This is a genomic window from Natronolimnohabitans innermongolicus JCM 12255 (assembly GCF_000337215.1).
In the GTDB taxonomy this organism is placed as follows: Archaea; Halobacteriota; Halobacteria; order Halobacteriales; family Natrialbaceae; genus Natronolimnohabitans; species Natronolimnohabitans innermongolicus.
The window spans coordinates 16588-31219 of the sequence record NZ_AOHZ01000058.1; the positions used below are offsets into that span (position 1 = coordinate 16588).

General features: G+C 64.8%; 12 protein-coding genes and 1 pseudogene. 6 read left to right on the forward strand and 7 right to left on the reverse strand.

The features are described 5' to 3' along the window. Positions 1 to 20: 20 nt before the first annotated feature. From C493_RS12485 to C493_RS12510, 5 genes are all read right to left on the reverse strand, one after another. Positions 21 to 611, reverse strand: coding sequence for a hypothetical protein (locus C493_RS12485; protein WP_007259807.1), 591 nt, complete (start codon positions 609 to 611; stop codon positions 21 to 23). Positions 612 to 723: 112 nt separating this feature from the next. After that, positions 724 to 1236: a PH domain-containing protein gene (locus tag C493_RS12490; protein ID WP_007259808.1), complete on the reverse strand. Its 513-nt coding sequence runs from the start codon at positions 1234 to 1236 to the stop codon at positions 724 to 726. Between the two features lie 336 nt (positions 1237 to 1572). Beyond that, complete coding sequence (gene aceB, locus C493_RS12495) at positions 1573 to 2877, reverse strand: malate synthase AceB (RefSeq protein WP_007259809.1); 1305 nt, start codon at positions 2875 to 2877, stop codon at positions 1573 to 1575. Between the two features lie 12 nt (positions 2878 to 2889). Then, the gene (gene aceA / locus C493_RS12500) at positions 2890 to 3927 is read right to left on the reverse strand and encodes an isocitrate lyase (protein WP_007259810.1); all 1038 of its coding nucleotides are present in this window, start codon (positions 3925 to 3927) and stop codon (positions 2890 to 2892) included. 628 nt (positions 3928 to 4555) lie between these two features. Then, positions 4556 to 4948, reverse strand: coding sequence for a cupin domain-containing protein (locus C493_RS12510; protein ID WP_007259812.1), 393 nt, complete (start codon positions 4946 to 4948; stop codon positions 4556 to 4558). 155 nt (positions 4949 to 5103) lie between these two features. On the opposite strand from C493_RS12510, the gene lipA reads away from it, so the two are divergent. From lipA to C493_RS24235, 6 genes and pseudogenes are all read left to right on the forward strand, one after another. Continuing rightward, the gene (gene lipA, locus C493_RS12515) at positions 5104 to 6051 is read left to right on the forward strand and encodes a lipoyl synthase (protein WP_007259813.1); all 948 of its coding nucleotides are present in this window, start codon (positions 5104 to 5106) and stop codon (positions 6049 to 6051) included. A gap of 260 nt (positions 6052 to 6311) precedes the next feature. Then, positions 6312 to 7439: a pyruvate dehydrogenase (acetyl-transferring) E1 component subunit alpha gene (gene pdhA, locus C493_RS12520; RefSeq protein WP_007259814.1), complete on the forward strand. Its 1128-nt coding sequence runs from the start codon at positions 6312 to 6314 to the stop codon at positions 7437 to 7439. Between the two features lies 1 nt (position 7440). Further along, the gene (locus C493_RS12525; RefSeq protein WP_007259815.1) at positions 7441 to 8475 is read left to right on the forward strand and encodes an alpha-ketoacid dehydrogenase subunit beta; all 1035 of its coding nucleotides are present in this window, start codon (positions 7441 to 7443) and stop codon (positions 8473 to 8475) included. 6 nt (positions 8476 to 8481) lie between these two features. Next, complete coding sequence (locus C493_RS12530; RefSeq protein ID WP_007259816.1) at positions 8482 to 10176, forward strand: dihydrolipoamide acetyltransferase family protein; 1695 nt, start codon at positions 8482 to 8484, stop codon at positions 10174 to 10176. Positions 10177 to 10308: 132 nt separating this feature from the next. Beyond that, the gene (lpdA, locus tag C493_RS12535; RefSeq protein WP_007259817.1) at positions 10309 to 11781 is read left to right on the forward strand and encodes a dihydrolipoyl dehydrogenase; all 1473 of its coding nucleotides are present in this window, start codon (positions 10309 to 10311) and stop codon (positions 11779 to 11781) included. A 169-nt stretch (positions 11782 to 11950) separates the two neighbouring features. After that, positions 11951 to 13116: pseudogene (locus tag C493_RS24235) on the forward strand (multicopper oxidase domain-containing protein). Between the two features lie 15 nt (positions 13117 to 13131). Here the strand turns inward: C493_RS24235 and C493_RS12545 are convergent. Both C493_RS12545 and C493_RS12550 read right to left on the reverse strand, forming a co-directional pair. Then, positions 13132 to 13425, reverse strand: coding sequence for a DUF7521 family protein (locus C493_RS12545; RefSeq protein ID WP_007259820.1), 294 nt, complete (start codon positions 13423 to 13425; stop codon positions 13132 to 13134). Further along, positions 13422 to 13799, reverse strand: coding sequence for a winged helix-turn-helix domain-containing protein (locus tag C493_RS12550; protein WP_007259821.1), 378 nt, complete (start codon positions 13797 to 13799; stop codon positions 13422 to 13424). The genes C493_RS12545 and C493_RS12550 overlap by 4 nt, the downstream gene beginning before the upstream one ends. Positions 13800 to 14632 lie beyond the last annotated feature (833 nt).

The following is a 14632-nucleotide window of genomic DNA, read 5'->3' on the forward strand; positions in this document are numbered from 1 at the left end:
GGTCGTCCGCCCCGAGCCGTCTACCGGCCGGCGAGGCTCGTTGCCAGAACGGCGCCGGCGGTGGCAAAGACCAGCGGGTAGAGGATCCCGCCGAGGAGGATCGCCGGGACGAGTTCGGGGGCGATCGAGCCGCTGGCCTCGATGCCGAAGAACGATCCTTCGGCGCTGGCTTCGGTCGCGACCGCGCCGAGACCCATGACGACGGCGTAGCCGATCGTCACCGGCGCGCCGGCGACGACCGCTTCGCCGAGGTCGCGAGCACCCAGCTGGACCGCCAGCAGCGCGCCGATCCCGAGCAGGACGAGCGGCGGGATCGCGTACAGCACCGTCGCGCTCGTGGCGCTGGACTCGGCGATCAGGTCGACCGTTCCCGAGCCGCCGAGTCCGCCGAACGTACCCGTCGTCTCGAGGTCGACCATGTGGGCGTTGTAGAAGTACCAGGCGACGCTCTGCCAGTCGGCGACGCTGTCGCCGAAGACGTCCCGCGCCTCGTCGACGATCAGTACGTACGAGACGAGGTAACTAATCGCGGCCGCGAGGACGCCGAGTCCGGCGCTGGCCGCGACGTTCGATCCACTCACGTCGTCGGATACTGTCCGCTGTTGAGCCATTGTACCGAGTCGGAAGGGAGATTGATCGTATGTGCTTTGTGGTTCGAATCTCGATACGGGGGAGGGGAACGGAAAACTGATTGGGAGTTTTCCGATCGCCGGGCAGTACGAATCAGACTACTGACTCGTCGTCCGAGAATTCGCCGAGTTGATCGCTCAGGTGCCTCGAGGCGCGCTCGGGATTGGGGACGCGCTCGAAGGTAATCTCGGGGTCGCCGGAGCCGGCCGTGTAGACAGTCAGATCGCCGTAGCCGAGCGCGCGGCCGACGACGGTCTGGCTGAGGCTGGTGTTCTGGACCCTGTCGAGACGAAACTGCGTGACGTCTCTCGAGACGACGCCGTGTTTCTTGTACAGTTCCGCGGTCGTGATCACGTACCGAGTGTTGGTCCAGAAGAGGTAGCGAACCCCGGCTAACGCGGTGCCGCCGACGGCGAGCAGGAGGCCGACGACCGTCAGCGCGACGCTGTCGCCCGCGGTCCAGCCGGCGAGAACCAGCCCGAGGAGCGCGAACCCGACGCCGACCGGCAGCCCCACCCCCATCGAGACCGGGTGAGGGCGACTCTCCCAGACGATATCGTCCTCGTCGCTGATGTGGAACCAGTCGGGAGTCGTGCTAAACGCCATGGATCGCCCGTATTCCGCCCGCTTCCGTAAACCTATGGGCGGTATGGGGTGCTTACTCGCTGCCCTGGAGTTACCGTGAGGGCGGCGCGCTCGGGTACCGCCTCGAGGGACTGGGAGAGCCCCCGATCGAACGTTTCTCCGAGCGTCCGAAAAGCGGGCGAACGGACGCAGCCGAGCGTCGCCAGTGAACCAATGTACACACTGACCGCGACGCCGTCCGGCGATCAGGTGTGCAGTGACGTTCAGGGGCGGCGATACCTGTAGAGATGAGTTACTGTAATCGACCGCTGTTCGAGGCCCGCGGAGGGGCGATTTGCTACGCCGTCAGACCCACAGTTATCCGACGTTCATCGCCCGCTCGACGACCGATTCACCGTATCTGTCCCGGAGCGCTCCGCGTTGATCCGGACGGTGCTCGTAGACGTCCTGAAACAGGTCGATAGGCGTCTTCGCCGCCTGGTAGGTCGCCTCGTCCCACATTCGGTCGCTCGTGATGGTGACGGTGGTGTCCCCGACCACGAGTCTCGCCGAGCGTTCCATCGCGATCGCGCCTTCGCCGGCGTCCTTGGCCGCTTCGAACCGTTCCATCGAATCGACGATGTCGCCCAGACTCGGGCTGTACTCGGTCAGTTCGACGAGGGTTTCGCGAAGTTCGGCCGCGTCGAGTTCGCGCTGGTCGCCGCCGACGTCGAGCCTGTAGGTCTCGTCGTCGATCCGCGTCAGTTCCAGGTCGTCGCCCTCGTAAACGTATCGCCCGTCGGTTTCGGTGAGTTCGACGGCGCGGTCGCCGACGTCGAGCATCCACTGTCCGGTCTTCGGGGGCAGCGGTGACTCGTTCGCTTCGGTTACCTGCCCGGGCGTCAGCGACCAGATGCCGAGCATCCCCTTCATCCGGTTGGCGGTCATGCGGTCGTGGTAGCCGTCGACGTCTCGGATGTCGTCGTACGGCCCGTCGACCGCGATGAGGCCGTTTGCGCTCGCTGCGCGAGAGGTGTTGTGCCGGAGTTCCGGCCACGGCGGTAACCCGCCCGTCGGCGTGATCGCCCGCATATCCTTCGTGTAGTCGACTTCCCCGTCGACGAGGAGGAAGAGTCGCTCGAGATTGTTCGTCGGTTTGCCGATCTCGTCGCGGAGGTCGGCAAGCGCCAGCTCGGCCTGTCCGCTCTCGATGATGACGGACATCCCCAGCCGGCGTTCCTCGAGCCCGTGCTCGCGCTCGACGATCGTCAGGAACTCGTCGGCCTTCTTCCAGTCGTCGATGTCACCGACTTCCGGAATGACGAACCCGTCGAGGTGCTCGAGGGCCCCCCGGTCGGGATCGGCGATCTCGAGCATGTGCTGAAAGCCCTGGTATCTGGTTTCCGGGCTGTCACGGTGCCAGACGACGCGGGGGTGGATCTCGCCGGGAACGTCCGCTCCGTGCTCGGAGACGACGTCGATGATGTTCTCGGCTCCCTCGTCGCGCATCGACGGTGCAGTCGCGTCCTCGTTGTCCGGCACCCACACGTCCGGCGCCTCCATGCCGCGAAGCTGGGCCGCACGCCGCAACATCGCCGCGGAATCGTCTTTCCCCTCCACGGCCGTCGGGGACGTAAAGAACGTCCGGACGAACGCTCGTTCGTGTCGTTGTGAAGCGCTCATTGTTGCGTGGATTCAGTCGTCGGTATCCGACGTCAGCGGGTCGGACTCCTCTTCGGTGAAGCCAGCGGATTCGGTCATCCGCTCACGGGCCTCGGGATCGAACTCCGCCTCGATATCCTGGTAGCGGGGAACGAACGACAGTTCGTGGTGGCTTTCGGTTTCGTGACCGAGATACCGCTCCTCGAGGTCGAACTGCGCCGCCTCGTCGTTCTCGGCGATGTTCGACAGGTCCTCGTAGACGGCGTGGGCACCCGAGTGCAGCCCGTACAGGGTGATGAAGATGTAGCTGTACCCGAGGTCGCCGAGTTCTTCGAACGTCAGCGGGTCGTCCTCCTCGCTCCAGGCGAACGACGAGGAGTAGTTGAACGCGAGGTCGAGGTCGGGATGGGTCTCGTGGATCGTCTCTGCGTAGTTGATCGCGTCCTCGCGGGAGGGGTCGGGCATCTCAGGCCAGACCAGGTCCACGCCGGCGTCGGCGTAGATGCGCCCTCGCTCGAGGTGTTCTTCCCAGTCGCCGTTGGCCGACCCGTACGCGTCGGTTCGGGCAATGATGACGGTGTCTTCGCTCTGTTTCGCGTCGACCGCCGCTTCGAACCGCGATCGAGCTTCTTCGCGGCTGACGATCTGCTTCCCGGCGATGTGACCACAGCGCTTCGGCGAGGTCTGATCTTCGATGTGGACCGCGGCGACGCCCGCTTTCTCGTACTCGCGGACGGCGCGGCGGACGTTGTGAATCCCGCCGTAGCCGGTGTCGCAGTCGGCGATCACGGGGAGGTTCGTCGCCTCGACCATTCGTTTCGCGTTCTCGACCATCTCGCTCATCGTCACCATCTCCAGGTCGGGGAATCCGAACTGTCCGAGGACGGTCGAATACCCGCTCATGTAGGCGGCGTCGAGGCCGGCCATTTCGGCGAGTCGGGCGTCGAGTGCGTGATAGAGCCCGGGTGCGAACGTATACGACTGCTCGTCGAGGAGTTCGCGAAACTGTCTGGCTGCTGGATTGTCGATACGTCGTGCGTAAACGTCGTCGTCGAGTTCCGATGGATGCATTGTGTGTACTAATCGCTCGTCTCTGATCGTCGATCCTGCTCGAGTGGTCGAAGGTCCGGAACGAGCGGGGCGTCCCACTCGGCTTCCGGCGCGCGTGACCGGTACCGTCGCGCCGATGCGTTACCGGGGACCCGAGACGCAGATGCGGTTGCGTCGTCGATCGGGCACACCGGAACGAGCGGCGGGCCCGCATCTTCGATCCGTTCGGCGCCACCGGACGGTGGGGTTGCCGCGTCCAATGAACCCGGTCTAGATCGGTTCGAACTGTCGACCGCTTTCGTCTCGTTGGAGCGAGTCATGTGTTTCCTGGTGGGATCACGACAGCACGTCGACGGCACGCCGCGACCATCATTATCGATCACCACACATACGGCCGACGGACACGTCAGTGATAAAACTAATCCTAGTTTGTCCTAGTACAATTATAGTTGCTAAAACTAGATTTCAATAGTGAAAGTTAACTTGCCTACCAGGGCAGAACTGACGGCCGGTTCGTCGGCCTCGAGATGAATTCGACGTCTGCCGGCGTTACACGGGAACACGGAGGCCCACTCGATCGGACGACGTTTCCACTCGGATCGGCCGTAAAACGGTGGCTGTGGTCGTCCCGACTCCCCTCTGCGACCCGCTACAGGTCGGGAAACTCCGTTTGATACGTCGTCGCGTCCAGTCGATCCTCTCGAAGCGGCCAGAACGCCAACAGCGTCGCGGTTTCTCCGTCGACTGCTCGCGACGTGTGCGGAATCTCGGGTGGAATCACCAGCGTATCGTACGGCTCCAGTTCGACCCGTTCCCCGTCGACGAGAAAGTCGAGGCGACCCTCAACGAGCACGTTCATCTGCTCGTAGGGATGGGTGTGCGGTTCGCCGTCGGGCTTTTCGGGACTAATCCGGGAGAATCCGATTAGCTGGTCGATCCCACGAACGAGCGCCTGTTCGAACCCTGGCTCGTCGCGATACGGTTCGATGTGTTGAAGGGTGTGAACGGACGGAATCTCGGATCGATCGTACTCTCGTGGCATGTAACTAATGCCCTATTGGCTAATAATAAATATGGCTATTGTAAATTTAGTATATGTATAACAACTCCTGACTTTCCCTCCCGGCTACGTTCCGTTCCCCGCACGCGTCGAATCGATGGCCACCGTTTTTGCCGATCGACCGCTATGGGTCGTGTATGAGCACCACTCGCAAACCCGACTGGCTGAAGATGCGGCCGCCGTCGGGACGGGAGTTCGCGGGGATCCGGGAGACGCTGCGCGAGCGGAACCTCCACACCGTCTGCGAGGAGGCCAACTGTCCGAACCTCGGCAAGTGCTGGTCCGGCGGCGCCGGCACCGGCGACGGCGAGGGCGGGACGGCCACCTTCATGCTGATGGGCGATCGCTGCTCTCGAGCCTGTAACTTCTGTGACGTCCAGACGGGCGGAATGGAGCCGCTGGATCCCGACGAACCGGCGAACGTGGCCGACGCGGTCGCCGAGATCGGCCTCGATTACGTTGTCCTCACGTCGGTCGACCGGGACGACCTGCCCGACCAGGGCGCGGGCCACTTCGCGGAGACGATCCGGGAGATCAAAGATCGCCATCCCGGCATCCTCGTCGAGGTTCTGATTCCCGACTTCCAGGGCGAGGAACGACTCGTACGGAAGATCATCGACGCCGAACCGGACGTCATCGCCCACAACGTCGAGACCGTCGAGCGACTGCAGTTTCCCGTCCGGGACCGACGAGCGGGCTACGAGCAGAGTCTGGGCGTCCTCGAACAGGTCGATCGCGAATCGGACATCTACACGAAAACCTCGATCATGCTCGGCCACGGCGAGTACGACCACGAGGTCTACCAGACGCTCGCGGACTGTCGCGAACGCGGCGTCGACGTCGTGACGCTCGGCCAGTATCTGCGCCCCTCGCGGGACCACCTCGAGGTGCAACGCTACGATCATCCGGCCAAGTACGAGACCTGGCGGCGGGTCGCAGAGGAGGAACTCGGCTTCCTCTACTGCGCCAGCGGCCCGATGGTGCGGTCGTCGTACAAGGCCGGCGAACTGTTCGTCGACGCCGTCCTCCGGGAGGGCAAGAGCGTCGAAGCGGCGCGAGAACGGGCGCGAACGACCGCGGATTGAGACGGGACCGTCCATTCGGTCGGGGCCGTCCGCTTTGATTGTTGATCCCCGATTTTCGAACGCGCGCTCGGGCGCGTTCAATCAACCGCTTGTCTGCTCGCTCGAGACAACACATTCGAACACTGGCGGCCGAAATCGAACGACGTTCGCCCGCTCTGTCTCCGATTAGACGGCAGGAACCTCCTTCAGAATAAAATATTCTGGGAAACTCCTTTACCGTGAGCGGTGGATTATCCGAATATGTACAGGTGGGTCTCCCCGTGAGTACGATACAGCGAAGCCCCCGGGAACGAGTACAGATCCTGGACGAGGCCGGCCGGGTCGTCGAGGGCGCCGAGGTGCCCGACCTGACCGAGGACGAACTCGTCGAGATGTACGAGCAGATGCGCCTGGTTCGTCACTTCGACGAGCGGGCCGTGAGCCTCCAGCGCCAGGGCCGCGTCGGAACGTATCCGCCGCTGTCCGGACAGGAGGGGTCCCAGATCGGGAGCGCACACGCGTTGGCCGACGACGACTGGGTGTTCCCCAGCTACCGCGAACACGGCGTCGGACTCGCTCGCGGCGTCAGCTTGGAGCGAACGCTGCTCTACTGGATGGGCCACGAGGAGGGCAACGTCGTCCCCGACGACGTCAACATGTTCTCGGTCGCGGTGCCAATCGCGACCCAGATTCCCCACGCGACCGGCGCCGCCTGGGCGTCACAGCTCAAAGGCGAGGAGAAGGCGTTCCTCTGTTACTTCGGCGACGGGGCGACGAGCGAGGGCGACTTCCACGAAGGGCTCAACTTCGCGGGCGTCTTCGACACCCCGAACGTCTTCTTCTGTAACAACAACCAGTGGGCCATCTCGGTCCCCCGAGAACGCCAGTCGGCCAGCGCCACGCTGGCCCAGAAGGCCGAGGCCTACGGTTTCGAGGGCGTCCAGGTCGACGGCATGGACCCGCTTGCGGTCTACAAAGTCACCAGCGAGGCCGTCGAGAAGGCCAAGAACCCCGACGCCGTCGAGGACGAGTCTCCCGGCCGCGCGACCCGACCGACGCTGATCGAGGCCGTCCAGTACCGCTTCGGCGCGCACACGACCGCCGACGATCCGTCGGTCTACCGTGACGAAGACGAAGTCGAACGCTGGAAGCAAAAGGACCCCATCCCGCGCCTCGAGGCGTACCTCCGAAACCAGGGCATCCTCGACGACGAGCGCGTCGACGCCATCGAAGCGCGGATCCACGAGGACGTCGCCGACGCCGTCGACGCCGCGGAGTCGGTCGAGCGCCCCGACCCCGAAGAGATCTTCGCGCACGTCTACGAGGGGATGCCCCGGCGCTTACAGCAGCAACTCGAGTACTTCGAATCGATTCGCGACCGCCACGGCGACGACGAACTCCTCGAATAACATGGCAGCAGAACCCGACTCACAGACCGAAACGGCAGCCGACGAATCGACCGGGGAGACCGAGAGCCTCACGCTGGTACAGGCCGTCAGGGACGGCCTCCACACCGAGATGTCCCGCGACGAGGACGTCGTCGTCATGGGCGAGGACGTCGGGAAAAACGGCGGCGTCTTCCGCGCGACTGAAGGGCTGTACGACGAGTTCGGCGAGAACCGCGTGATCGACACGCCGCTGGCCGAATCCGGCATCGTCGGGACGGCCATCGGCATGGCCGCCTACGGGATGCGTCCCGTCCCCGAGATGCAGTTTCTGGGCTTCATCTACCCCGCGTTCGACCAGATCGTCTCCCACGCGGCGCGCCTGCGAACGCGCTCTCGCGGCCGATTCACGTGTCCGATGGTCATCCGCGCGCCCTACGGCGGCGGCATCCGCGCACCCGAACACCACTCCGAGTCCTCGGAGGCGATGTTCGTCCACCAGCCCGGCCTCAAGGTCGTCATCCCGTCGACGCCCTACGACGCGAAGGGGCTGCTCGCGAGCGCGATCCGCAGTCCCGACCCCGTACTCTTCCTCGAGCCGAAGCTGATCTATCGGGCGTTCCGCGAGGACGTTCCATCCGAATCCTACGAGGTGCCACTCGGCGAGGCGGCCGTCCGCCGGGAAGGCTCTGACGTCTCGGTCTACACGTGGGGTGCGATGACCCGGCCGACGCTCGAGGCCGCCGAGAACCTCGAGAGCGAGGGGATCGACGCCGAAGTGATCGATCTACGCACGCTCTCGCCGCTGGACGAGGAGACTATCGTCGACTCCTTCGAGAAGACCGGCCGCGCCGCGGTCGTCCACGAGGCCCCCAAGACGGGCGGACTCGGCGCCGAGATCGCCGCCACGCTCCAAGAGGAGTCGCTGCTCTACCAGGAGGCGCCGGTCGAACGTGTCACGGGCTTCGACACGCCGTTCCCGCTGTACGCGCTCGAGGACTACTACCTGCCCGAGGCGGCGCGAATCGAAGACGGCATCCGAAACGCCGCGGAGTTCTGATCCCGAATGGTACGAGAGTTCAAACTGCCGGACGTCGGCGAAGGGGTTGCTGAGGGCGAACTGGTCTCGTGGCTGGTCGAAGAAGGCGATACCGTCACCGAGGACCAGCCGGTCGCAGAGGTCGAGACCGACAAGGCCCTCGTCGAGGTCCCCGCGCCGGTCGACGGGACGGTCCGCGAGTTGCGCTACGAGGAAGGCGACGTAATTCCGGTCGGCGACGTGTTCGTGACGTTCGACGTCGCCGGCGAGGAACGCGACCAACCCACCGACGAGGAACAGGAACGGGCGAGCGAACCCGCCGGTGAAGGGACGGCGGACGCCGAGACGTCGACCGACGCCGGCGGCGACGAAACCGCCGGCAGCCCCGGCGCGACCGGCACGGACACCGCGGAGCCCGCGGCGCCGCAGGACCGCGTCTTCGCCCCACCGCGCGCACGCAAACTAGCTCGTAAAGAGGGAATCGACCTCTCGAGCGTCGCGGGGAGCGGTCCCGGCGGCCGGATCACCGCGGCCGACGTGCGCGCCGCCATCGACGGCGGCGGTTCCGGAGAGAGCCAGGCTGGGCAGTCGGCCGCCGAGGGCGAGTCGGCCGAAGCGACGACCGACTCGAGCGCCGGAACTGCCACCGGTACCGAGGAAGCCGCCAGCACCGCCACTGAGGCCGACGCCGGCGGTGCGGAAACCGGCGCTACGACCTCGAGTACGGCCACGGGAGCGACGCCCTCGAAGCCCCCCGAAGGGCTCGAGGCCGCCGATCGCGACCGCACGCTGGCCACGCCCGCGACCCGACGCATCGCCGACGAGGAGGAGGTCGACATCGACGCCGTCCCGACCGACGAGGAACGCGACGGCGAGGCGTTCGTGACGCCCGAAGCGGTGCGGGAGTACGCGAAAGCGCAGAAGCGGGCCCAGGAAGCGGATCGGGAGGCCGTCGAAGCCGGCGAACCGGTCGGCGACGCCGCGAAAGGAACCGAGTTCGCCCCCGGCGAGCGCGAGCGTCGCGAACCGTACACGGGAGTCCGCAAGCGGATCGCCGAGGCGATGGTCGAGTCGAAGTACACCGCGCCCCACGTCTCCCACCACGACGACGCGGACGTCACCGACCTCGTCGACGCCCGCGCCGAACTCAAGCCGCGCGCCGAGGAGCGGGGCATTCGGCTGACCTACATGCCCTTCATCATCAAGGCCGTCGTCGCGGCGCTGAACGAACACCCCGAGATGAACGCCGTGTTAGACGAGGAAAACGACGAGATCGTCTACCGCGACTACTACAATATCGGCATCGCCACCGCAACCGACGTCGGACTGATGGTCCCCGTCCTCGAGAACGCCGACGAGAAGGGGCTCCTCCAGCTGGCCTCCGAGATGAACGAACTCGTCCAGAAGGCCCGCGAACGCACGATCAGCCCCGACGAACTGCAGGGATCGACGTTCACGATCACGAACATCGGCGGCATCGGCGGCGAGTACGCCACGCCGATCATCAACTACCCCGAAGCCGGCATCCTCGCGATCGGCGAAATTTCGCGAAAGCCCCGCGTCGTCGCCGACGACGACGGAACGGAGTCGATCGAACCCCGCTCCGTGATGACCCTCTCGGCGTCGTTCGATCACCGGCTGATCGACGGCGCCGTCGGCGCACAGTTTACGAACACCGTCATCGAGTACCTCGAGAACCCACACCTACTATTGCTCGAGTGAGCGTAGGATGGGGTACGACGGTCTACCACCGCTGTCACCACGACTACCGCTACCATCGATTCCGATCATGTACACGCACACCGCACACACCACGGATACCGACACGCCGGACGCCAGGGAGGGAACGAACTGATGGTCGTCGGAGACGTCACCACCGGAACCGACGTGCTGGTTATCGGCGCCGGCCCCGCCGGCTACGTGGCCGCGATCCGGGCCGGCCAACTCGACCTGGACGTGACGCTCGTCGAAAAGGACGCCTACGGGGGAACCTGCCTGAACCACGGCTGCATCCCCTCGAAGGCGATGATCACGGCGACGGACGTCGCCCACGAGGCCCGCCACGCCGAAGAGATGGGGATCCACGCCGACCCCGCGATCGATCTTTCGGGGATGGTTTCCTGGAAAGACGGCGTCGTCGACCAGCTTACGAGCGGCGTCGAGAAGCTCTGTAAGGCAAACGGCGTGAACCTCCTCGAGGGAACCGCCGTCTTCGCGGACGAACACACCGCCCGAATCTCCCACAGCGGTGAGGGGCAGGGCTCCGAGACGATCGAGTTCGAACACGCCATCGTCGCGACCGGCTCGCGACCGATCCCGATCCCGGACTTCTCCTTCGACGACGAACCGATCTTGAACTCCCGACAGGCGCTCGCGCTCGACTCCGTCCCGGACTCGCTCGCCGTCGTCGGCGCGGGCTACATCGGGATGGAACTGGCGAGCGTCTTCGCGAAACTCGGCACCGAGGTTACCGTCGTCGAGGCGCTCGACGCCATCCTGCCGGGCTACGACGACGACCTGAAACGACCCGTCAAGCAGCGCGCGAACGACCTGGGAATCGACTTCCACTTCGGCTACGCCGCGACGGAGTGGTACGAGCCCGGCGACGGAATCCGCGTGATCGCCGAACCGGCCGGCGACGCCGCGGCCGACGGCGGCGAGGTTCAGGTCGAAGAACCGGACGAGGACGACCGACTCGAACTCGACGTCGAGAAGGCCCTCATCGCCGTCGGCCGCGCCCCCGTCTCGGACACGCTCGAGCTCGAGGCGGCCGGCGTCGAGACCGACGAGAACGGCGTCATCGAAACCGACTCGCGCGCACGCACGAACGTCGATCACATCTTCGCCGTCGGCGACGTCGCCGGCGAACCGATGCTCGCGCACAAGGGCAGCGCGGAGGGACAGGTCGCGGCGGAAGTCATCGCGGGCGAACCCGCGGCGCTCGACCACCAGGCGATGCCCGCGGTCGTCTTCACCGATCCCGAGATCGCGACCGTCGGGATGACCGAGACGGAGGCCGACGAGGCCGGCTTCGACCCCGTCGTCGGCGAGTTCCCGCTGCGGGCCAGCGGCCGCGCGCTCACCATGGGCGACTCCGACGGCTTCGTCAAGATCGTCGCCGAGGAATCCGACGGATACGTCCTCGGCGCCTCGATCGTCGCCCCCGAAGCCTCCGAACTGATCGCCGAACTGGGCCTCGCGATCGAACTCGGCGCGACCCTCGAGGACGTCGCCTCGACGGTCCACGCCCACCCGACGCTCTCCGAATCCGTGATGGAAGCCGCCGAGAACGCGCTGGGACAGGCTATCCACACGCTGAATCGGTGACCGGAGTCGACTCGAGTCGCATCCTCGGCTCGGTTTCGGCGGCCACTAACTGTGCGCCTGCCGGGCTCGAGACGGCGTTAATCGCCGCCCTTTCTCGTTTGGCGAGAAGTACCCCGATCGGTGGATACTAGCTTATCCACCCTTCATCCGTCGGTGCCAACGGTCTCGTATGACCACGACGCCCACGATAGATTCTGGCCCCGACCTTCGACGTCGAACCTTCCTCTCGATCGCCAGCACGGGCGATCTCGGCGCGCTCGCCGGCTGAACCTCTGTCCTCTCCGGCGGCTCGGACGACGAGAACGGCGACGACGATGCCGACGTCGACGACAACGACGGTCCGCTGACGGACTACGACTACACCGAACCGCCACAGATCGTCGACCTCGCCGAACAGGGGTACGAGACGACCCTTCGAACCGTTCCGGCTCGACACGAACTCGTCACCGAGGCGGCTTCCGGCGGTCCGGTCGAATTCCCCGAAGTCTGGGCCTGGCAGGCCGACGACCGTCCGCCGTCCGTTCCCGGTCCGATCTTTCGACTGTCCGAAGGCGAGACGGTCGAACTCACCTACGACAACAGCGAACACAACCGACCACACACCGTCCACGTCCACGCCGTCGGCAAGTCCTGGGAGGACGACGGCGCCCCCGTCAGCAACGAACCCACGTTAGCAGCGGTGAGAGCCACACCTACACGCTCGAGGGCGACGTTCCCGGTACGCACGTTTATTACTGCCACTACCAGACCCACAACCACCTCGACATGGGGATGTACGGGACTTTCCGCGTCGATCCCGAAGACTACGATCCGCCGGACCAGGTGTACTTCTTCACGCTTCGTGACTGGGACGCTCGACTCCACGAACGAGAGGCCGGTGGCGATGCCGATTACGACCCCGTCGATCGCTCGCCGGACACCTACACGATCAACGGTCGCAGTGCGCCGACCACGTTCCACCCCGAACTCGGAACGCCGCTGCTCGTCTCGGCAGGCGACACCGTTCACCCCCACATCTCGAACAACGGCTACGAGTCACACCCCTTCCACACGCACGGCCACCGGTTCACCGTCACCGAAAAAGACGGCTCGCCGATCTCCGAGGCCGCACAGCACCAGGGGGGCGTAATTAACATCGGCCCCGCCGAGCGGTACTCCCTCGAGTTCGAAGCCGACGCCGATCCCGACATCTATCCGGCCCACTGTCACAAAGCCCACCACGTCACGAATCGAGGCCGCTACCCTGGCGGCATGGCGACTGCAATCGTCTACGAGGAAGCGATGGAGACCGACGAATTCGAAGAAATCATGGACGACGCCGGGTACGAGAGGTAACGCCGCCCTCGACTCTTACTGGACGTACAGCGAGTACGCGATCACGAGAAAGCCCGCCAACACGAGCAGGCTCTCGAGCAAGATTCCGAACGCGAGTCCGACGTCGAGCAGTTCGTACAGCAGTCCGGCGAGGACCAGTCCAAGCGTCACCAATCCGAACCCGAGCGCGAGCAACCCGAGCGCGCGCTGGCGCGTCCGTCGATAGGCCTTGAATGCGAAGTACGTAATGGCGCTCCCGACGACGAGCACCAGCGTCTTGACGATCGCGAGCGCGAGCGCAACTTCGATTCCACCGGTATGTGGACTCACGTTTCCTTTCGCACCTCCGACCACAGCTCCGCAAGGCGCTCGTCGGCTGTTCGGGCCGGTCGCTCGATCTGGACCGCGAGCGTCCGATCTTCGTCTAACGTCAGCGTGATCTCGTCGAACGCGACCGCGTACTTGCTCGCGTGATGTCCGTCCTGACGAATCTCGGTGGATTCTTCGAGCAACGTCGCCTCTGTCAGCAACTCCAGTTTCCGATACAGCGTCGATTGCGGGATTTCACACCGCTTCGTCAACTCAGAGGCCGTCATGGGTTCCTCGAGATTCCGGATAATCTCACGGCAATCGGGGTCGTCGAGCGCGGAGCAGATCTCCTCCGCGGGCGGCGTCGACTCCGAAGCGATCGGGTCCCGGACCATTCGTATACCCGTTACGAGGCACGTGGTTTATCGGCATCGATGCGTGTGCCCGTTCGTGCCGGTCTCGTGAGTGAACATGGGGGTAATACCGAACGAATTCGGGTTTCGCTCCGTCCGCTTTCTCGCACTCTCGAGGCGACCGTCCAAGCTGCAACTGTGATCGCGACTTTCTTGCGCGTGCACGCTCGAGTACGACCACGCGGGTCTCATTCGGTCCGACCGCGTCTGCGAGGACGGGATGACCGACCGACCTCCGCCCGCGTGATATTCTGTCCGTGAGCCGCAGCTCGCGTCGGCTGAGCCGAATCTGAGCTGGACTCGAGCGCTCGAGACAACCCCGATCTGTGATTCGGCCAAGTGGTGGAAAATCGTGCCATGGTAGCGGGTTCCGGAGCGCCACTCATCCGACGGCCTTATATATACACCCGGCACTCTGTATGAATGCGAACGACGTGGCACACGCCGCGTCCCCTCCGGCCGCGTTCCGGCACGGAGGAAGGCACTCATCCATCTCGAATCGCCTGTCGGTTACTCGATTGGCGTATTCCATCGGGGCATCAACCGGATCGTGATCGCTTCGCCGATTTCGGCGTGGCGTCGTAACGATCCGACGCCCTTATATGCGTACGAAGATTGGATGTGATTGCAAAGACGATGTGATCGACGGGACGTTCAACTCGTCCCGTCATCCCGGATCGTTCACCTTCGAAGGGGTTAAGTACCCCTCGAAGACTATGAATAGATCCGAAGGAGATGAGGATTCCACCCCTGCGGTCCGCCGTACAGATGGGATCTGATGTGAGCCTTGGTAGTTCGGTGACGCCTGATCGGTC